The 17146-nt window shown below is 72.2% G+C and carries 19 protein-coding genes; 5 read left to right on the forward strand and 14 right to left on the reverse strand.

What is annotated here, in order from left to right; all coding sequences use genetic code 11:
• Positions 1 to 90: 90 nt before the first annotated feature.
• The 3 genes from guaB to AB0C59_RS00635 form a co-directional block, all read right to left on the reverse strand.
• Entirely contained in the window at positions 91 to 1596 is a 1506-nt protein-coding gene (gene guaB, locus AB0C59_RS00625; RefSeq protein WP_362999945.1) for an IMP dehydrogenase, read from the reverse strand.
• Between the two features lie 177 nt (positions 1597 to 1773).
• The gene (locus AB0C59_RS00630) at positions 1774 to 2349 is read right to left on the reverse strand and encodes a sigma-70 family RNA polymerase sigma factor (RefSeq protein WP_362999946.1); all 576 of its coding nucleotides are present in this window, start codon (positions 2347 to 2349) and stop codon (positions 1774 to 1776) included.
• Positions 2350 to 2606: 257 nt separating this feature from the next.
• Positions 2607 to 3218, reverse strand: coding sequence for a response regulator transcription factor (locus AB0C59_RS00635; protein ID WP_003948568.1), 612 nt, complete (start codon positions 3216 to 3218; stop codon positions 2607 to 2609).
• A 381-nt stretch (positions 3219 to 3599) separates the two neighbouring features.
• On the opposite strand from AB0C59_RS00635, the gene AB0C59_RS00640 reads away from it, so the two are divergent.
• Complete coding sequence (locus AB0C59_RS00640) at positions 3600 to 3932, forward strand: WhiB family transcriptional regulator (RefSeq protein WP_362999947.1); 333 nt, start codon at positions 3600 to 3602, stop codon at positions 3930 to 3932.
• A 90-nt stretch (positions 3933 to 4022) separates the two neighbouring features.
• On the opposite strand, the gene AB0C59_RS00645 is transcribed toward AB0C59_RS00640, so the two are convergent.
• On the reverse strand, positions 4023 to 4919 hold the full coding sequence (locus AB0C59_RS00645; RefSeq protein WP_362999948.1) for a LysR family transcriptional regulator: 897 nt from the start codon (positions 4917 to 4919) through the stop codon (positions 4023 to 4025).
• 116 nt (positions 4920 to 5035) lie between these two features.
• Between AB0C59_RS00645 and AB0C59_RS00650 the strand changes: the two genes are divergently transcribed.
• The 3 genes from AB0C59_RS00650 to AB0C59_RS00660 all read left to right on the forward strand — a co-directional run bounded on the left by AB0C59_RS00650 (position 5036) and on the right by AB0C59_RS00660 (position 6911).
• Complete coding sequence (locus AB0C59_RS00650; protein ID WP_362999949.1) at positions 5036 to 5704, forward strand: MOSC domain-containing protein; 669 nt, start codon at positions 5036 to 5038, stop codon at positions 5702 to 5704.
• An 88-nt stretch (positions 5705 to 5792) separates the two neighbouring features.
• On the forward strand, positions 5793 to 6566 hold the full coding sequence (locus AB0C59_RS00655; RefSeq protein ID WP_362999950.1) for an SDR family oxidoreductase: 774 nt from the start codon (positions 5793 to 5795) through the stop codon (positions 6564 to 6566).
• 162 nt (positions 6567 to 6728) lie between these two features.
• On the forward strand, positions 6729 to 6911 hold the full coding sequence (locus AB0C59_RS00660) for a hypothetical protein (RefSeq protein WP_362999951.1): 183 nt from the start codon (positions 6729 to 6731) through the stop codon (positions 6909 to 6911).
• 148 nt (positions 6912 to 7059) lie between these two features.
• On the opposite strand, the gene groL is transcribed toward AB0C59_RS00660, so the two are convergent.
• From groL to AB0C59_RS00680, 4 genes are all read right to left on the reverse strand, one after another.
• On the reverse strand, positions 7060 to 8682 hold the full coding sequence (gene groL / locus AB0C59_RS00665; protein ID WP_362999952.1) for a chaperonin GroEL: 1623 nt from the start codon (positions 8680 to 8682) through the stop codon (positions 7060 to 7062).
• 150 nt (positions 8683 to 8832) lie between these two features.
• Complete coding sequence (gene groES / locus AB0C59_RS00670; protein ID WP_360972947.1) at positions 8833 to 9141, reverse strand: co-chaperone GroES; 309 nt, start codon at positions 9139 to 9141, stop codon at positions 8833 to 8835.
• Positions 9142 to 9389: 248 nt separating this feature from the next.
• Positions 9390 to 10253, reverse strand: a complete 864-nt coding sequence (locus AB0C59_RS00675) for a polysaccharide deacetylase family protein (RefSeq protein ID WP_362999953.1) — start codon at positions 10251 to 10253, stop codon at positions 9390 to 9392.
• The gene (locus tag AB0C59_RS00680; RefSeq protein ID WP_362999954.1) at positions 10250 to 11215 is read right to left on the reverse strand and encodes a polysaccharide deacetylase family protein; all 966 of its coding nucleotides are present in this window, start codon (positions 11213 to 11215) and stop codon (positions 10250 to 10252) included. Before AB0C59_RS00680 ends, AB0C59_RS00675 begins: the two co-directional genes overlap by 4 nt.
• 90 nt (positions 11216 to 11305) lie before the next feature.
• On the opposite strand from AB0C59_RS00680, the gene AB0C59_RS00685 reads away from it, so the two are divergent.
• The gene (locus AB0C59_RS00685) at positions 11306 to 12478 is read left to right on the forward strand and encodes a methyltransferase domain-containing protein (RefSeq protein WP_362999955.1); all 1173 of its coding nucleotides are present in this window, start codon (positions 11306 to 11308) and stop codon (positions 12476 to 12478) included.
• Positions 12479 to 12630: 152 nt separating this feature from the next.
• Here AB0C59_RS00685 and AB0C59_RS00690 read toward each other — a convergent pair whose 3' ends face one another.
• From AB0C59_RS00690 to tsaB, 6 genes are all read right to left on the reverse strand, one after another.
• The gene (locus tag AB0C59_RS00690; protein WP_362999956.1) at positions 12631 to 13959 is read right to left on the reverse strand and encodes a sigma-70 family RNA polymerase sigma factor; all 1329 of its coding nucleotides are present in this window, start codon (positions 13957 to 13959) and stop codon (positions 12631 to 12633) included.
• 65 nt (positions 13960 to 14024) lie between these two features.
• Positions 14025 to 14381 (reverse strand): YciI family protein, encoded by a 357-nt coding sequence (locus AB0C59_RS00695; RefSeq protein WP_362999957.1) that lies wholly within the window; start codon positions 14379 to 14381, stop codon positions 14025 to 14027.
• Between the two features lie 139 nt (positions 14382 to 14520).
• On the reverse strand, positions 14521 to 14781 hold the full coding sequence (locus tag AB0C59_RS00700; protein WP_362999958.1) for a hypothetical protein: 261 nt from the start codon (positions 14779 to 14781) through the stop codon (positions 14521 to 14523).
• Complete coding sequence (tsaD, locus tag AB0C59_RS00705) at positions 14778 to 15881, reverse strand: tRNA (adenosine(37)-N6)-threonylcarbamoyltransferase complex transferase subunit TsaD (protein WP_362999959.1); 1104 nt, start codon at positions 15879 to 15881, stop codon at positions 14778 to 14780. Before tsaD ends, AB0C59_RS00700 begins: the two co-directional genes overlap by 4 nt.
• Entirely contained in the window at positions 15874 to 16371 is a 498-nt protein-coding gene (rimI, locus tag AB0C59_RS00710) for a ribosomal protein S18-alanine N-acetyltransferase (RefSeq protein ID WP_363000144.1), read from the reverse strand. Before rimI ends, tsaD begins: the two co-directional genes overlap by 8 nt.
• A 38-nt stretch (positions 16372 to 16409) precedes the next feature.
• Positions 16410 to 17063: a tRNA (adenosine(37)-N6)-threonylcarbamoyltransferase complex dimerization subunit type 1 TsaB gene (tsaB, locus tag AB0C59_RS00715; protein WP_362999960.1), complete on the reverse strand. Its 654-nt coding sequence runs from the start codon at positions 17061 to 17063 to the stop codon at positions 16410 to 16412.
• Positions 17064 to 17146: the final 83 nt, after the last annotated feature.

Genomic DNA, 17146 nt, shown 5'->3' on the forward strand with positions numbered 1-17146 from the left:
GGCCAGGGTGCGAGCCGCCTCGGAGGTGCGACAGGGGCGGTCCCGGGATTCCGGGACCGCCCCTGGGACGCGAAACCGCGGGTCAGCGGATCACTTCCTGCTGTAGTTCGGCGCCTCGACCGTCATCTGGATGTCGTGCGGGTGGCTCTCCTTGAGGCCCGCCGCGGTGATGCGCACGAACCGGCCCCGCTCCTGGAGCTCCGGGACCGTCCGGCCGCCGACGTAGAACATCGACTGGCGCAGACCGCCGACCAGCTGGTGGACGACCGAGGAGAGCGGGCCGCGGTAGGGGACCTGGCCCTCGATGCCCTCGGGGACCAGCTCGTCGTCGGAGGCGACGCGCTCCTGGAAGTAGCGGTCCTTGGAGAAGGACTTGCGCTCGCCACGGGACTGCATGGCGCCCAGGGAGCCCATGCCGCGGTACGACTTGAACTGCTTGCCGTTGATGAACAGCAGCTCGCCCGGCGACTCCTCGCAGCCCGCGAGCAGGGAGCCGAGCATCACCGTGTCGGCGCCCGCGACCAGGGCCTTCGCGATGTCGCCCGAGTACTGCAGGCCGCCGTCGCCGATGACCGGCACGCCGGCCGCCTTGGCGGCGAGCGAGGCCTCGTAGATGGCCGTGACCTGGGGGACGCCGATGCCGGCGACCACGCGCGTGGTGCAGATGGAGCCCGGTCCGACGCCGACCTTGATGCCGTCCACACCGGAGTCGATCAGGGCCTGGGCGCCGTCGCGCGTGGCGATGTTGCCGCCGATGACGTCGACGCCGGACGAGTTCGACTTGATCTTGGCGACCATGTCGCCGACCAGCCTGGAGTGACCGTGCGCCGTGTCGACCACGATGAAGTCGACGCCCGCCTCGATCAGGGCCTGGGCCCGCTCGAAGGCGTCGCCCGCCACGCCCACCGCGGCGCCGACGACGAGACGGCCCTCGGCGTCCTTGGCGGCCCGGGGGTACTTCTCCGCCTTCACGAAGTCCTTGACCGTGATCAGGCCCTTGAGGACGCCGGAGTCGTCGACGAGCGGCAGCTTCTCGATCTTGTGGCTGCGCAGCAGCTCGATGGCCTCGTCACCGGAGATGCCGACCCTGCCGGTGATCAGCGGCATCGGCGTCATCACGTCGCTCACCCGGCGGGAGCGGTCGTTCTCGAAGGCCATGTCGCGGTTGGTGACGATGCCGAGGAGCTTGCCCGCGGGGTCGGTGACCGGGACACCGCTGATGCGGAACTTCGCGCACAGCGCGTCGGCCTCGGCGAGCGTGGCGTCCGGGTGGATGGTGATCGGGTTGGCCACCATGCCGGACTCGGAGCGCTTGACCAGGTCGACCTGGTTGGCCTGGTCCTCGATGGACAGGTTGCGGTGCAGCACGCCGACGCCACCCTGTCGGGCCATGGCGATCGCCATGCGCGACTCGGTGACCTTGTCCATGGCGGCGGACAGGAGCGGGACGCTGACCCGCACGTTCCTGGAGATGTACGAGGCGGTGTCGATCTCGTCGGGCGCCATGTCCGACGAGCCCGGCAGCAGCAGCACATCGTCGTAGGTCAGCCCGAGTGTCGCGAATTTCTCGGGCACTCCGTCGACGTTGGCAGTCATGACACCTTCCCCAATGGCCTTGATCGGTGCGGATGTCCATGCTAACGGGAAGCGCCGGGCTCCCCTTCCACGCGGCGAGGAGCTCCAGGACTTCATACGTTCCTCCGAACGCACCGGCCGCGACGGCGCGGCCATGCGGCGCCCGAGCCCTGGGAACAGGCCCGCGGCCGCGATGTCCTACTGCTCGGCCAGCGCCCGCAGCCTGCTCAGCGCCCGGTGCTGAGCCACGCGCACCGCTCCTGGTGACATTCCCAACATCTGCCCGGTCTCCTCGGCGGTCAAGCCCACCGCGATACGGAGCAGAAGCAGCTCACGCTGGTTCTCGGGCAGGTTGGCGAGGAGCTTCTTGGCCCACTCGGCGTCGCTGCTGAGCAGCGCCCGCTCCTCGGGGCCCAGCGAGTCGTCCGGGCGCTCCGGCATCTCGTCCGACGGCACCGCCGTGGATCCGGGATGGCGCATCGCCGCGCGCTGGAGGTCGGCGACCTTGTGCGCGGCGATGGCGAAGACGAACGCCTCGAAGGGCCGCCCGGTGTCCTTGTAGCGCGGCAGCGCGAGAAGGACCGCGACGCACACCTCCTGCGCGAGGTCCTCCACGAAGTGCCGGGCGTCGCCCGGCAGCCGGGACAGCCGGGTACGGCAGTAGCGCAGGGCCAGCGGATGGACGCGGGCGAGCAGGTCATGGGTGGCTTGCTCGTCGCCGTCGACGGCGAGATGAACGAGCGCACCGATCACCGTCGTCTCGTCGTCGCGCATCGGTCCATGGTGCCTCGGCGCCGCGCGATCCGTAGCACCGCGTCCATAGTTGTGCACCGAAGCGTTATGAGCAGGTGCGCCGGAACTCATCTCCTGCGCCCTCCCCTGCCGCTCGATCGACTCGTCCCCGAGGAACTCCACACCTCCAAGGATGCGGCATCCGCGGCGAAACGAGCAGCGGGCACCCGGCAGGCCATGTTGCCGATCCCGCCCACCATGCGGTAGGCGGGGATCCGCTTGCCCCCGCGGTGGTCCACTTAACGGACCAGGCCCCACCGGAAACCGAGCGCCACCGCGTGCGCACGGTCCGAGGCGCCGAGCTTCTTGAACAGTCGCCTGGCGTGGGTCTTCACCGTGTCCTCGGAGAGGAAGAGCTCACGGCCGATCTCCGCGTTGGAGCGACCGTGGCTCATGCCCTCCAGGACCTGGATCTCGCGCGCGGTGAGCGTGGGGGCGGCCCCCATCTCGGCCGAGCGCAGCCGGCGCGGGGCGAGCCGCCAGGTCGGGTCGGCGAGGGCCTGGGTGACGGTCGCCCGCAGTTCGGCGCGCGAGGCGTCCTTGTGCAGATAACCGCGCGCCCCGGCGGCGACCGCCAGTGCCACGCCGTCCAGGTCCTCCGCGACGGTGAGCATGATGATGCGCGCACCGGGGTCGGCGGACAGCAGGCGCCGCACGGTCTCCACGCCGCCCAGTCCGGGCATGCGTACGTCCATCAGAATCAGGTCCGAGCGGTCGGCACCCCAGCGGCGGAGGACTTCCTCGCCGTTGGCCGCCGTCGTCACACGCTCGACACCGGGCACGGTCGCGACCGCGCGGCGGAGCGCCTCTCGGGCAAGCGGGGAGTCGTCGCAGACGAGGACGGATGTCATGACCGCCCTCCGCAGCTGATGCGCGTCACCTTGAGCCTCCAGGCTGGTACGAATCGTCACCTGTGCGGTCGACGCCCTCGGACGCCAGCCCGAGCGCTTGTTGTTTCAACCGCCTCCGCACTCTCAACGATGGTCACTCGAAAGAGTTACGGTGCAGCACGCCGTCTTCGGCACTGTACGTGAGGGGGCGGATACGGGGCAGACATGCGCGTCCGACCCTCGAACTTTCATCACAACCTATGCCCCATTTAGCCGCTTTTCTTCCCGTTGGCTGGTGTCTAGGGCTAGATTCGCAATGAGTCATATTTTCATCTCCTAAGATCGTGGATGTACGGTCGAGGGCACAGATATCCGCCCAGAACGGCAACAAGGGGACACGCAATGGCAGATTTCTCACGCCTTCCCGGTCCGAACGCGGATCTGTGGGACTGGCAGCTCCATGCGGCCTGCCGTGGGGTCGACAGCTCGCTCTTCTTCCATCCGGAGGGCGAACGCGGAGCGGCCCGGAGCGCTCGCGAGAACTCGGCCAAAGAGGTCTGTATGAGGTGCCCCGTACGCGCCGAGTGCGCGGCGCACGCACTGGCGGTGCGTGAGCCGTACGGCGTGTGGGGCGGGCTGACCGAGGACGAGCGGGAGGAACTCATGGGACGGGCCCGGAACCGGCTGGTGCCGGCCTCCACCACCAGCGGAGGACCGGCCGGCTCGAACAATTGAAGGAACGTTTCTTCAGCACGGGTCTTCACCACGGGCGCGCACACGTGTGCCCGTTTTGGGGTGCCGTGCCTCAGGCGCCGCGCGGGGCCGCTATCTGACGGCCGTCCTCGCGAGCTCTCCCAGCGTCGCCGCCACCGCCGGCACCTGCTCCAGGTCCGGCAGGGTCAGGGCGACGATCTCGCGCCGCACCGCGGGTTCCAGTGTCACGGGGCGCACCCCGCGCGGCCGTACGGACTCGAGGGCCAGCTGCGGCAGCACGGCGACCCCGAGTCCCGCGCCGACCAGGCCCATCACGGCCGGATAGTCGTCGGTCGCGAAGTCGATGCGGGGCAGGAAGCCCGCGTTGGCGCACGCCTGCACCAGTTGACCGCGGCAGCGGGGGCAGCCCGCGATCCAGGACTCGTCGGCCAGTTCGCCGATGGCGACGGACCCCGAGCGGGCGAGCGGGTGCCTCTCGGGCACGAGGGCGACCAGCCGGTCCACCAGCAGCGGGCGCGCCACCAGGTCGTCCCACTCCTCGGCGCCCGCCGCGCCCTCGTACCGGAAGGCGAGGGCGATGTCGCAGTCTCCGGCGCGCAGCTTCTCCACGGACTCGGGCGGCTCGGCCTCCTCCAGGAAGACGCGGGTGCCGGGGTGCGCGGCGCGCAGGGCGGCGAGCGCGGTGGGGACGAGCGTGGAGCTGCCGCTCGGGAAGGACACGAGGCGGACGCGTCCCGCGCGCAGGCCCGCGATGGCGGCGACCTCCTCCTCGGCGGCGGTCAGCCCCGCGAGGATGCCGGCCGCGTGCCGCACCAGCGCCTCACCGGCCTCGGTCAGCCGCATGTCGCGTCCGCTGCGGACCAGCAGCGGGGTGCCCACCGACGCCTCCAGCGCCTTCATCTGCTGGCTGACGGCCGGCTGGGTGCAGCCCAGTTCGCGCCCCGCCGCCGAGTAGGAGCCGGTGGCGGCCACGGCGCGCAGCACACGGAGATGTCGGGCCTCGATCACCTCGTGAGCATAAGCGGGACTTGGACACGAGGGCGAACGATGCGGCGGGACTTTGAGGACGGCGGACCCCGTCGCACGGCTGCCCCCGTCGTGCCACCGTCGTCTACGGTGCTGGCATGAGGCTTCTGTCACTGAACCTGGGGCGGCCCGTGGCCGTCGACCACACCGACCAGGCCGACGGGGTCACCGGCATCGACAAGCGGCCGGTGGACGGGCCCGTGCGGGTGGCCGCGCCCGGGCCGGGCGGGGCGAGCGGCCTGGCCGGCGACGCGGTGTGCGATCTGCGGTACCACGGCGGCGACGACCAGGCGGTGTACGCCTTCGCCCGGGAGGACCTGGACGACTGGGAGCGGGAACTCGGCCGCGAGCTGTCGAACGGCTGCTTCGGCGAGAACCTCACCACCCAGGGCGTCGACGTGTCCGGCGCGCTCATCGGTGAGCGGTGGCGGGTCGGGGCCGAGGTGGTACTGGAGGTGACCTCCGGCCGGATCCCGTGCCGCACCTTCCAGAGCCACCTGGGCGAGCACGGCTGGGTCAAGAAGTTCACGCACCGGGCGGCACCCGGGGCGTACCTGCGCGTGATCGAGGGCGGTGAGATCCGGGTGGGCGACCCCGTCTCGGTCGTGCACCGGCCCGCCCACGACGTCACGGTCGCCCTCCAGTTCCGCGCCTCCACGACGGAACGGCATCTGCTGCCCGGCCTGTTGGCGGCGGGCGACGCGCTGCACCCGCGGCACGCGGCGAAGGCACGGGAGTACGTGCGGCAGTACGCCGACCGCAACTGACCGGCGCCCGCGGGCGCCCGCCCGGGGGCCGGTCGAGCAGTCGGTCCGGCGGGCGGACCCGGCCGGTCCGGGTCACTATCGTTGGCCCATGACAACGGCTCTGATTACGGGATCGACCGCGGGCATCGGCGCCGCGTTCGCACGGCGGCTGGCCGCCGACGGCCATGACCTCGTCCTGGTGGCACGCGACTCCCAGCGACTGCGGGAGCAGGCCACGGAGTTGCACGACCGGCACGGCGTCGAGGTCGAGGTGCTGAGCGCGGACCTGGCCGGCGACGAGGGCATCGAGGCGGTGGTGGCGCGGCTGTCCGACCGCAGGAAGCCGGTGGACCTGCTGGTCAACAACGCGGGCTTCGGCAACAAGGGCCGTTATCTCGACGTGCCGATGGCGGACGAGCTGCGCATGCTCAAGGTGCACTGCGAGGCGGTGCTCCGGCTGACCAGCGCGGCGGCGGAGGCGATGCGCACGCGCGGGCGGGGCGGGGTGGTCAACGTGGCCTCGGTCGCGGCGTTCGTGCCCCGCGGCACGTACGGGGCGTCCAAGGCGTGGGTCGTGCAGTTCACGCAGGGGGCGGCACGGGACCTGGCCGGTTCCGGTGTCCGGCTGATGGCGCTGTGCCCGGGCTTCGTCCGTACGGAGTTCCACGAGCGGGCCGGGATGGGCACGGACAACATCCCGAACTGGATGTGGCTCGACGCCGACAAGCTGGTCGCGGCGGCCCTCGCGGACCTGTCGCGGGGCAGGACGCTGTCGATCCCGGATCCCCGTTACAAGGCGCTGATGGGCGTGGTGAAGGTGACGCCTCGTGCGTTGCTCGGCGGGATCACCTCGCGTACGGGGCGCAAGTACGGTCCGCGGTAGACGCCCGGACCCGGATCCTGCACCTTCGTGTCTCCTGACGTGCACGGACCTGTCATCGGTAGGTCATCTTCGAGCGTGGGGATTAAACCGAAGGCGATGGCGCGCGGATGGTTGTAGAATCCTAGGCAGAAGGCGCGACCTGACGAGGTTGGCATCATCCGGATGCCTGAGGGTCCGCCGCCCCAGGGGGACACGATGCTGTACGCGGACCAGACCCGAGAGCTGATGAGCGAGCGCATGCGGGAGGCGGAGCGAGAACGCCTCGTGCGCGCGATGCGCCTCCAGCGCCGCGCCGAGCGCGTCACCCAGCGCGCACGCCGCGCGCTGAACGTCCTCGCCGCATGATCACCTCACCCCAGCGGGCCGTCACCGATTGATCCGGTGACGGCCCGCCGGCGTTGGTGGGTGCGCGGTGCGGCGGCTTCGCCGCCGGGCGGTGACGCCGAAGGCGGCACACGGGGTGCCGGGCCTTCGGACGTACGGAGTGCCTGGGTCAGTGGGAGTGACCGTGGCCGTGACCGGCCGCCGGCTCTTCCTCTTCCTTCTTCTCCACGACCAGGGTCTCGGTCGTGAGCAGCAGGGAGGCGATGGAGGCGGCGTTCTCCAGGGCGGAGCGGGTGACCTTGACCGGGTCGATGACGCCGGCCTTGACCAGGTCGCCGTACTCGCCGGTGGCCGCGTTGTAGCCCTGGCCCTTGTCGAGCTCGGCCACCTTGGAGGCGATGACGTAGCCCTCGAGGCCGGCGTTCTCGGCGATCCAGCGCAGCGGCTCGACGACGGCGCGGCGGACGATGGCGACACCGGTGGCCTCGTCGCCCTGCTTGTCCAGGCCGCTCTCCAGCACCTTGGAGGCGTGGACCAGCGCGGAGCCACCACCGGAGACGATGCCCTCCTCGACCGCGGCGCGGGTCGCGGAGATGGCGTCCTCCAGACGGTGCTTCTTCTCCTTGAGCTCGACCTCGGTGGCGGCGCCGACCTTGATCACGCAGACACCGCCGGCCAGCTTGGCCAGGCGCTCCTGGAGCTTCTCGCGGTCCCAGTCGGAGTCGGTGTTCTCGATCTCCGCCTTGATCTGGGCGATGCGGCCGACGACGTCCTCGGACTTGCCGCCGCCGTCCACGACGGTCGTGTCGTCCTTGGTGACGGTCACGCGGCGGGCGGAGCCCAGCACGTCCAGACCGACCTGGTCGAGCTTGAGGCCGACCTCCTCGGAGATGACGGTGGCGCCGGTGAGGACGGCCATGTCCTGGAGCATCGCCTTGCGGCGGTCACCGAAGCCGGGGGCCTTCACCGCGACGGCGTTGAAGGTGCCGCGGATCTTGTTCACCACGAGGGTGGAGAGGGCCTCGCCCTCCAGGTCCTCGGCGATGATCAGCAGCGGCTTGGAGGAGCCGGCCTGGATGACCTTCTCCAGCAGCGGCAGCAGGTCCGCGATGGCGGTGATCTTGCCCTGGTTGATGAGGATGTACGGGTCGTCGAGGACGGCCTCCATACGCTCCTGGTCCGTCACGAAGTACGGGGACAGGTAGCCCTTGTCGAAGGCCATGCCCTCGGTGAAGTCCAGCTCCAGACCGAAGGTGTTGGACTCCTCGACGGTGATGACACCGTCCTTGCCGACCTTGTCCATCGCCTCGGCGATCAGCTCGCCGACCTGCTGGTCCTGAGCGGACAGCGCGGCCACGGCGGCGATGTCGGACTTCTCCTCGATCGGGCGGGCCGTGGCGAGCAGGTCCTCGGAGACGGCCTTGACGGCGGCGTCGATGCCCTTCTTCAGGGCGGCGGGGGACGCGCCGGCGGCGACGTTCCTCAGGCCCTCGCGCACCAGCGCCTGGGCGAGCACGGTGGCGGTGGTCGTACCGTCACCCGCGATGTCGTTGGTCTTGGTCGCCACCTCCTTCACCAGCTGGGCGCCGAGGTTCTCGTACGGGTCCTCGATCTCCACCTCACGGGCGATGGTGACACCGTCGTTGGTGATCGTGGGCGCGCCGAACTTCTTGTCGATGACGACGTTGCGGCCCTTGGGGCCGATCGTCACCTTGACCGTGTCGGCCAGCTTGTTGACGCCGCGCTCGAGGGCGCGACGGGCGTCCTCGTCGAACTTCAGGATCTTCGCCATGGAGCGTTCCAGTCCTCTCGTCGCGATCCCCGGCCGCCTCTCCCGGGCGGCCGCCATCGCGTGGAAAAACGAACCGCGCCCCCGACACCCGGCTTTTCAACGGTCGCGGGGGCCGGGGGCGCAGTTCTCAAGCAGTCTGCTTGGGGTGAATTACTTCTCGATGATCGCGAGCACGTCGCGAGCCGAGAGAACGAGGTACTCCTCGTTGTTGTACTTCACCTCGGTGCCGCCGTACTTGCTGTAAAGCACCACGTCGCCGACCTTGACGTCGAGCTCGACGCGCTTGCCGTCCTCGACACGGCCCGGGCCCACCGCGAGGACGACGCCCTCCTGGGGCTTCTCCTTCGCGGTGTCCGGGATGACCAGGCCAGAGGCCGTGGTCTGCTCGGCGTCCAGCGGCTGGACCACGATGCGGTCCTCGAGCGGCTTGATGGCAACCTTGGAGCTGGTGGTCGTCACGATCCGACCTCCCCCTTCGGAGATCTCACGGGGTTAACTGTCTGAGGTGGCGACCAGGTGGATCCGTCGTCGCGGGTGCCGGACCTGCCCGTCGCGTGTTGGCACTCTCCAGTGGGGAGTGCCAGGGCCGAGACTATGACCGCGATTAGCACTCGGTCAAGCGGAGTGCCAGTCGACCGTGGCGCGGCGCGCGAACGGGGACGCCGGCGACGGCACCGGCGGTCCTACGATCGGCCGGGCGAGCGGCGCTACAGATAGTCCTCCAGGCGCGCCACCGTGAGGCCAGAGGCCTGGGCACGGCGCAGCACGCGGGCCGTCTCCGCGGGAAGTTCGGCGAGCGGGTGGCCCGGCTCGTGCGGGCGCACGATGTCGCCGGGTCCGAGGGGCGCACGCGGGGGACCGTGATCCGGTGTCCCCCCTACGAGGGACCCCGGGCCCGCGCCCGGCACCGGCGGGGGGAACGGGCGCGGGCGCCAGAGGATCAGGGCCGTGACGCCGCAGTCCGCCGCCGCCCGCAGGGTCGTCCTGTCGTAGGCGCCGTAGGGCGGGCGCAGCAGCCGGGGAGATGACCCCGGCGGCCGCCGCGGCCGGTCCCGCCGGCCGCAGATCGCGGCCCGCTGTTCGCCGTACGGCCGACCGCGCAGGGCCCGATGGCCCAGGGGACGGCTCTCGACGACCGCGCCGGCCGTGCGCAGCCGCGCGAGCCGCGCGTCGTCCGGTCCGGCGGCCGCCTCGCCGAGGAAGACGCTGACGGGCAGCCGCAGTTCGCGGACCATGTCGAGGAACCGGGGGTTGCGCTCGGCGCCCTCGTCGTAGGTCAGGAAGACGACCCTGTCCCGGGTGGGGACCCGGTCCAGCACCTTCGGCGGTCCGGCTCGCTTCGGGGACGACCAGTCGGCGGGTGGCCGGGGCGGCCTCGGGGCGGGGGCCAGCGGGGCGTCGAGTCCCCAGCGGCGGTAGGGGCGGTCCGGCCGCTCGTGCCGCGGTCCGACCTTCTGCGCCGCCTTCCTGCCCAGCCGTTCGATGGGGTCCACGGACGGGGCGCAGCCGGACAGCGGTCCGGCCGCGAGCGCGGCCGCGAGGAGCGCGGCGAACGGCACCCGCGCCCTCACAGGTAGTCCTCCAGGCGCGCCACCGCGTATCCCGCGCCCGTGACCTTCTCCAGGAAGCGGCGCATCACGCCGGGCATCGTGCCCCGCGCCTGGGGCGTGCCCGGGAGGTGGGTCAGGACGATGTCGCCGGGGTGCAGGCGCCCGTCCCACTGGCGGAACTCCCAGCGGTCGGCGAACACCTCCGCGTTCCACAGCGGCACGTACCTGACTCCGCAGGACTTCGCGGCGCGCAGGGTGTCGGTGTCGTAGCTGCCGCCCACCGGTCTCAGGACCGTCGGGCGGCGGCCGAACTCCCGCGCCATCACGTCCTGCATGCCGCAGACCTCCTCCCGCTGCACGTCGTAGGGCAGCCCGGGCAGATAGCGGTCGTGCAGGGTGGCGTTGCCCAGTGCGGCGCCGAGGTCGCGCGCCCTGCGGAAGTACCCGTAGCCGTCTCCGTCGTCGTCGTTGAGGTAGTCGTGGACGAACGCCGTGTACGGGATCTTCAGGTCGTCCATCATCCGGACGAAGTCCGGGTCCTTCTCGGCGCCGTCGTCGACCGTGAGGAAGACGACCTTGTCGGCGGTGGGGACCGTGGTGAAGACCGGGGGCAGGTCGGTGCCGCCCTGGATCCCGAGGCCCTTCCTGGAGACGATCCGCGGCTTCCTGGCCGGGGGCGCGGGGGCCGCCAGGGGCACCTCGGCCACGCCCCAGGTCCTGATGGCCGCGGCCCGGCGGGCGTACAGGGCGCGCGGGTGGGTGGCGAAGTAGTCGCGGACCGGCGCCTTGGGCTGCTGAGGGCCGTGGGCGCCGGGCCGGGCGTGCGGGTCGTGCGCCTGCGGGTCGGAGCAGGCGGTGGCGGACGCGGCGACGGCGAGCAGGACGAGGGTCGCGCACCGGACGCGGGCCGCGCGCCGTGCGCGCCCCGCGCGCTGGGCAGGGCAGGTCGCGCACTCTTCGTCATCTTGTCGTACGAGCCCCATGGCGCGGGATCCTTCCAGCCGCCACCCGCTCGCGGGCGCCGACACCGCGCCCGGGCGCACGTCATCCACCGACTGGCCGACAATGTCCGGGTGAACGACCTCTCCTTCGCCGCACTGCTCACATCCGAGGGCCAGGCCCTGCTCGACGAGGTGCGCGGCACCGCTCCGGCACAGGAACTGGCCGTCGCGACCCGGCTGCGCCGTGAGCACCCCGTGGAACTGGTCTCGGCGGCCCTCGGGCAGGCGCGGCTGCGGGAACGGGCCGCGGCCAAGTTCGGCGCCCAGGACGCGGAGCGCATGTACTTCACCCCGAACGGCGTGGAGCAGTCCACCAGGACGGCGGTCGCCGCGTACCGCGCGGAGCGGATGCGCGCGCTGGGCGTGACCTCGGTCGCCGATCTGTGCTGCGGCATCGGCGGCGACGCGATCGCGCTGGCGCGGGCCGGGATCCGCGTCCTGGCCGTGGACCGCGACCCGCTGACGGCGGCGGTGGCGCGGGCGAACGCCGACGCGCTGGGCCTCGCCGGGCTGATCGAGGTGCGGGAGGCGGATGTCGCCGAGGTGGACGTGTCGTCCTACGACGCCGTCTTCGTGGACCCCGCGCGGCGGGGTGGACGCGGCCGCATCTTCGACCCGGAGGCGTACTCGCCGCCCCTGTCCTGGGCCGTGGCCACCGCGTCGAAGGCCGCCCACGCCGCGCTGAAGGTCGCGCCGGGCATTCCGCACGAGGCGGTGCCGGCCGGGGCGGAGGCCGAGTGGATCTCGGACGGCGGCGATGTGAAGGAGGCGGTGCTGTGGTTCGGGACCGAGCCAGGGCTCGTCCGGGCCACGCTGCTGCCCGGGCCGCGCGCGCTGCGGGGGCGCGGGCTGCCCGATCCGGCGGTGCGGGCGCTGGGGCGGTACCTGTACGAGCCCGACGGCGCGGTGATCCGGGCGCATCTGGTGGCCGAGGTGGCCGAGGAGGTGGGCGGGGGGCTGATCGACGAGACGATCGCGTATGTGACGGCGGACGAGTACCGGGACACTCCGTACGCCAGCGCGTACGAGATCACCGACTGGCTGCCGTTCAACGTGAAGCGGTTGAAGGCGCTGCTTCGGGAGCGGGAGGTGGGGGTGCTGACCGTGAAGAAGCGGGGGTCGGCGGTGGAGCCCGAGGAACTGCGGCGCAAGGTGTTGCCGAAGGGGTGGGGGGCGGGGGTGGTGACGGTGTTCCTCACGCGGATGGCGGGGGCGCCGGTGATGTTGCTGGGGGGGCCTGTGTGAGGTGCGCTCCGCGGGGTCGGGGGGCTTCACCTGCGGGTGCGTCGTGGTGGTTCGCGCAGTTCCCCGCGCCCCTGGTCGGGCGGGCCTACGTCGGTCCCTGCGGGTGCGTCGTGGTGATTTGCGCAGTTCCCCGCGCCCCTGACCGTGCGGGCCTACGTCGGTTGCTGGGGGTGCGGGTCGGGGTTCTGGGGTGGGGGCTGGTCGCGGGTGGTGGCTGCGCGGGAGCGGAGGAGGTGGCGTTCCTGTTCGTTCCTGGTCAGGGTTGCCGCGCGGGTGAACTCCCGGTGGGCCTCCTCCGTGCGGCCCAGGCGCGCGAGCAGGTCGCCTCGTACGCTCGGCAGCAGGTGGTAGTCCCGCAGGGCGGGTTCCGCGGCCAGGCGGTCCACGATCTCCAGGGCCGCGCCCGGGCCCTTCGCCATCGAGACGGCCACCGCACGGTTCAGTTCGACGACCGGGGACGGTGCGCGGGCCGCCAGCAGGTCGTAGAGGGTGGCGATGCGCGGCCAGTCCGTCTCCTCGTAGGTGTGCGCGTGGGCGTGGCAGGCGGCGATCGCGGCCTGGAGGACATAGGGGCCCGGGGGACCGGTGGCGACCGAGTCCGCGCGGGCGAGGGCGTCCACGCCCCGGGCGATCAGCAGGCGGTTCCAGCGACGCCGGTCCTGGTCCTCCAGCAGGACCGGGCGGCCGTCCGCGGTGGTGCGCGCGGCGGTGCGCGAGGCCTGGAACTCCAGGAGGGCGGCCAGCGCGTGGACCTCCGGCTCCCCGGGCATCAGGGCACACAACTGGCGGGCCAGCCGCAGCGCGTCCTCGCACAGGCCCGGGCGCAGCCAGTCGTCCCCCGCCGTGGCGGCATACCCCTCGTTGAAGATCAGGTAGACCACGTCGAGGACCGAGCCGAGCCGAGCTTCCCGGTCGGGCCCGTACGGCACCTCGAAGGCGACCTTCCTCTCCGCCAGGGTGCGCTTGGCGCGGACGATCCGCTGGGCCACCGTCGGCTCCGGCACCAGGAAGGCGCGGGCGATCTCGGCCGTCGTGAGGCCGCCGAGCAGACGCAGGGTCAGGGCGGTGCGCGCCTTCGCGGACAGCACCGGGTGGCAGGTGGTGAAGACGAGGCGGAGCAGGTCGTCGTCGATGTCGTCCGGGTCGGCGGGCTCCGGCGGGGGTGCCGCGGGCTCCAGGTCGCGGCCGATCTCCGCCAGCTTGCGCGCGTAGCGCTCCCGGCGGCGGACCAGATCGACGGCGCGATGCCGGGCGGTCGCCATCAGCCAGGCACCGGGGTTGTCCGGCACCCCGTCCCGGGGCCACCGCTCCAGCGCCGCGACCAGTGCGTCCTGCGCGAGCTCCTCGGCGACGCCGACGTCCCGTACGACGCGGGCGGCGCCGGCGATGACGCGGGGGGACTCCAGGCGGAAGACGGTCTCGATGGCCAGCGCGGTGGCGGCGTCGGCCGCCGGGGCGGCAGGGGTGGGCTGCGGTTCCACAAACCCCCATGCAACACCCCCCGGCCGCCGTACGCCAAGGAACACCGGGGAACGCCGGAGGGCGGTCAGCCCTCGGCGATCTCCCGCACCTCGCAGGTCACGGTCCAGAAGTCCTCGTGCACCTTCAGGAACCGCTTCGTCCACTCGACGGCCTCGGCCATGTCCTTGCACTGCATGAGCGCGTAGCCGCCGACGACCTCCTTGGACTCGGTGAAGGGCCCGTCGGTGACGGACAGCTCGCCGCTCTCCCAGCGCACCCGGGTGCCCTGGGCGGTGGGGGTGAGTCCGGCGGTGTCGAGCATGACGCCCGCCTTGGTGATCTCCTCGATCAGCTCGCCCATCCGCTGCATCAGCTCCGGGCTCGGCCCCTCGGCGGGGGCGCTGTTCTCGTCGATCCGCACGAGGGACAGGTAGCGCGGCATGGTGACTCCTTCGACGGGTGCGGGGCCTCTCCCCGCCTCTCACCTGTGCGTCGAACGGCGGGGAGCCGGATCGACACACCTGCCGGAATTCCTCGAGGATTTTTTCCGGGGGCGACCTCGGTCCGTCTTCAGGCCGTCCTCAGTCCGTCGCGACCGACTCGAAGCGCCAGCGGTGCACCGGCCGGGTCACCAGGTCGCCGCCGGGCTCCGGGAGTTCGGGCAGGTCGTCGGCGAGGTCGGCGCCCTCCCACCAGGTGATCACGAGGACCCGGTCCTGGGGCGCCCGCAAGGTCTCACGGCGTCCGGGCGCGGGTGTCAGTCCCTGGGCGGCGGCCCAGGCCAGCAGGTCCCCGCCCCGTCCGGGGACCGCCCGCGCCTCCCACATCAGGGCGACCGTCACGAGTACAGGTTCTCCTTGCTGACCTCGTGGACGTGATCGTGGTCGTGGGTGTGCGCCTCGCCCGGCACATGCGTGTCCGTCACCGGCAGCGAGGAGTCGGCCGACAGGTCCCAGGCCGACGCGGAGCGCCCCCGGGAGACCATCTCCGCGCCCAGCGAGGCGACCATCGCGCCGTTGTCGGTGCACAGCTTGGGCCGGGGCACCCGCAGCCGGATCCCGGCCGCCTCGCAGCGCTCCTGCGCCAGCGCGCGCAGCCGGGAGTTGGCCGCCACGCCGCCGCCGATCATCAGATGGTCGACGCCCTGGTCCTTGCAGGCCCGTACGGCCTTGCGGGTCAGGACGTCCACCACCGCCTCCTGGAAGGAGGCCGCCACGTCGCGCACCGGCACGTCCTCCCCCGCCGCCCGCTTGGCCTCGATCCAGCGGGCCACGGCCGTCTTCAGGCCGGAGAAGGAGAAGTCGTACGCCGGGTCGCGCGGTCCGGACAGACCGCGCGGGAACGCGATGGCCGCGGGGTCGCCCTCGCGCGCGTAGCGGTCGATGACCGGTCCGCCGGGGAAGCCGAGGTTCAGCACGCGTGCGATCTTGTCGAAGGCCTCGCCCGCCGCGTCGTCGATGGTCGCGCCCATCGGCCGTACGTCCGAGGTGATGTCGGTGGACAGCAGCAGCGAGGAGTGGCCGCCGCTCACCAGCAGCGCCATCGTCGGCTCCGGCAGCGGGCCGTGTTCGAGCTGGTCCACGCAGATGTGGGAGGCGAGGTGGTTGACGCCGTACAGCGGCTTGCCCAGCGCGTACGCGTACGCCTTCGCCGCCGACACGCCGACCAGCAGCGCGCCCGCGAGACCGGGGCCGGCGGTGACCGCGATGCCGTCCAGGTCCCTCGCGCTCACCCCGGCTTCCTTCAGCGCGCGCTCGATCGTCGGCACCATCGCCTCCAGGTGCGCGCGGGAGGCGACCTCGGGCACGACTCCGCCGAAACGCGCGTGCTCGTCCACGCTGGAGGCGATGGCGTCCGCGAGCAGGGTGGTGCCGCGGACGACGCCCACACCGGTCTCGTCGCAGGAGGTCTCGATCCCCAGGACCAGGGGTTCGTCAGCCATTGTTCTCGGTTCCTTGACTTGAGGAGGTGTCCGGGGCGAAGCCGCCGTCGGGCGCTGTGGTCAGCCGCATCACCAGGGCGTCCACGTTCCCCGGCTGGTAGTAGCCCCGTCTGAAGCCGATGGGTTCGAAGCCGAAGCGCTCGTAGAGCCTCTGCGCGCGCACGTTGTCGACGCGGCACTCGAGCATCACCTCGGCGCACTCGAACGCGGTCGCGGCCCGCAGCAGCTCGGTCAGCAGTATCCCGCCGAGCCCCGTGCCCCAGTGGTCGCGGACGGCGGCGATGGTCTGGATGTCGCCGAGGTCGCCCTGGGCGGCCAGCCCCGCGTAGCCGACGATCCGCTCGCCGTCGAGCGCCACGACGTACCGCCGGGTCGCCTCCGCACCCCGCGAGTGCGCCAGCTCGGACCAGAACATGCCCCGCGACCAGGCGTCCTCGGGGAAGAGGTCCCGCTCAAGCTCCAGCACGGCATCGATGTCCCACCAGCGCATCTCGCGCAGCACGGGGGTCGCGGGCGTCACGGGCGTGGTCACTTGGGGGTGACCACCTTGTAGTTCTTGGGCACCTGCGCGTCGGGGCGGCGCAGATACAGCGGGCGGGGGGCGGGCAGCTCCTCGCCCGCCGTGAGCCTCTCCACCGCGAGAGCGGCGAGCGCCGCCGCGGTGACGTGCTCGGGCTCGCGCGCCTGCGGGAACACCTCCGGGTACAACAGCGCCCCGGCGCCGACGGCGGGCAGTCCCGCGACCGCCTCGGCGATGTCGGCGGGCCGGTCCACGGCGGGCTCGGTGACCCGGGTGCGGGAGTCGTCGTAGCGGGCCCAGTAGACCTCCTTGCGGCGCGCGTCCGTGGCGACCACGAACGGCACCGAGAGGTCGGAGGCGTAGGCGAGCCCGTCCAGGGTGCACACGCCGTGCACGGGCACCCCGAGGGCGAGGCCGAAGGTGTCGGCGGTCATCAGTCCGACGCGGAGCCCGGTGTACGGGCCGGGGCCGACCCCGACGACGATGCCGGTGACGGCGTCGAGGCGGGTGCCCGCCTCGGCGAGGACCCGGTCGACGGCGGGCAGCAGGAGTTCCCCGTGCCGGCGCGCGTCCACCTGGCTCGACGAGGCGACGACGGACGTCCCGTCGTGCAGGGCGACGGTGACGGCGGGGGTGGCGGTATCCAGAGCGAGCAAGAGCACGCGAACAGCGTACGGCGCCCGGGCCCGGCGCATGGCCGAGACGGTCCCCGCGATGTCTGCTGCTACCGTCACAGCGACGACTT

The sequence above is a fragment of the Streptomyces sp. NPDC048664 genome, assembly GCF_040650555.1.
Taxonomy (GTDB): Bacteria; Actinomycetota; Actinomycetes; order Streptomycetales; family Streptomycetaceae; genus Streptomyces.

Excerpts from the sequence above, each read along its gene's own strand:
- guaB (WP_362999945.1), bottom strand. The coding sequence starts at position 1,596 with ATGACTGCCAACGTCGACGGAGTGCCCGAGAAATTCGCGACACTCGGG.
- AB0C59_RS00630 (WP_362999946.1), bottom strand. The coding sequence starts at position 2,349 with ATGCGCGACGACGAGACGACGGTGATCGGTGCGCTCGTTCATCTCGCC.
- AB0C59_RS00635 (WP_003948568.1), bottom strand. The coding sequence starts at position 3,218 with ATGACATCCGTCCTCGTCTGCGACGACTCCCCGCTTGCCCGAGAGGCG.
- AB0C59_RS00640 (WP_362999947.1), top strand. The coding sequence starts at position 3,600 with ATGGCAGATTTCTCACGCCTTCCCGGTCCGAACGCGGATCTGTGGGAC.
- AB0C59_RS00650 (WP_362999949.1), top strand. The coding sequence starts at position 5,036 with ATGAGGCTTCTGTCACTGAACCTGGGGCGGCCCGTGGCCGTCGACCAC.
- AB0C59_RS00655 (WP_362999950.1), top strand. The coding sequence starts at position 5,793 with ATGACAACGGCTCTGATTACGGGATCGACCGCGGGCATCGGCGCCGCG.
- AB0C59_RS00660 (WP_362999951.1), top strand. The coding sequence starts at position 6,729 with ATGCCTGAGGGTCCGCCGCCCCAGGGGGACACGATGCTGTACGCGGAC.
- groL (WP_362999952.1), bottom strand. The coding sequence starts at position 8,682 with ATGGCGAAGATCCTGAAGTTCGACGAGGACGCCCGTCGCGCCCTCGAG.
- AB0C59_RS00680 (WP_362999954.1), bottom strand. The coding sequence starts at position 11,215 with ATGGGGCTCGTACGACAAGATGACGAAGAGTGCGCGACCTGCCCTGCC.
- AB0C59_RS00695 (WP_362999957.1), bottom strand. The coding sequence starts at position 14,381 with ATGCCGCGCTACCTGTCCCTCGTGCGGATCGACGAGAACAGCGCCCCC.
- tsaD (WP_362999959.1), bottom strand. The coding sequence starts at position 15,881 with ATGGCTGACGAACCCCTGGTCCTGGGGATCGAGACCTCCTGCGACGAG.
- rimI (WP_363000144.1), bottom strand. The coding sequence starts at position 16,371 with ATGCGCTGGTGGGACATCGATGCCGTGCTGGAGCTTGAGCGGGACCTC.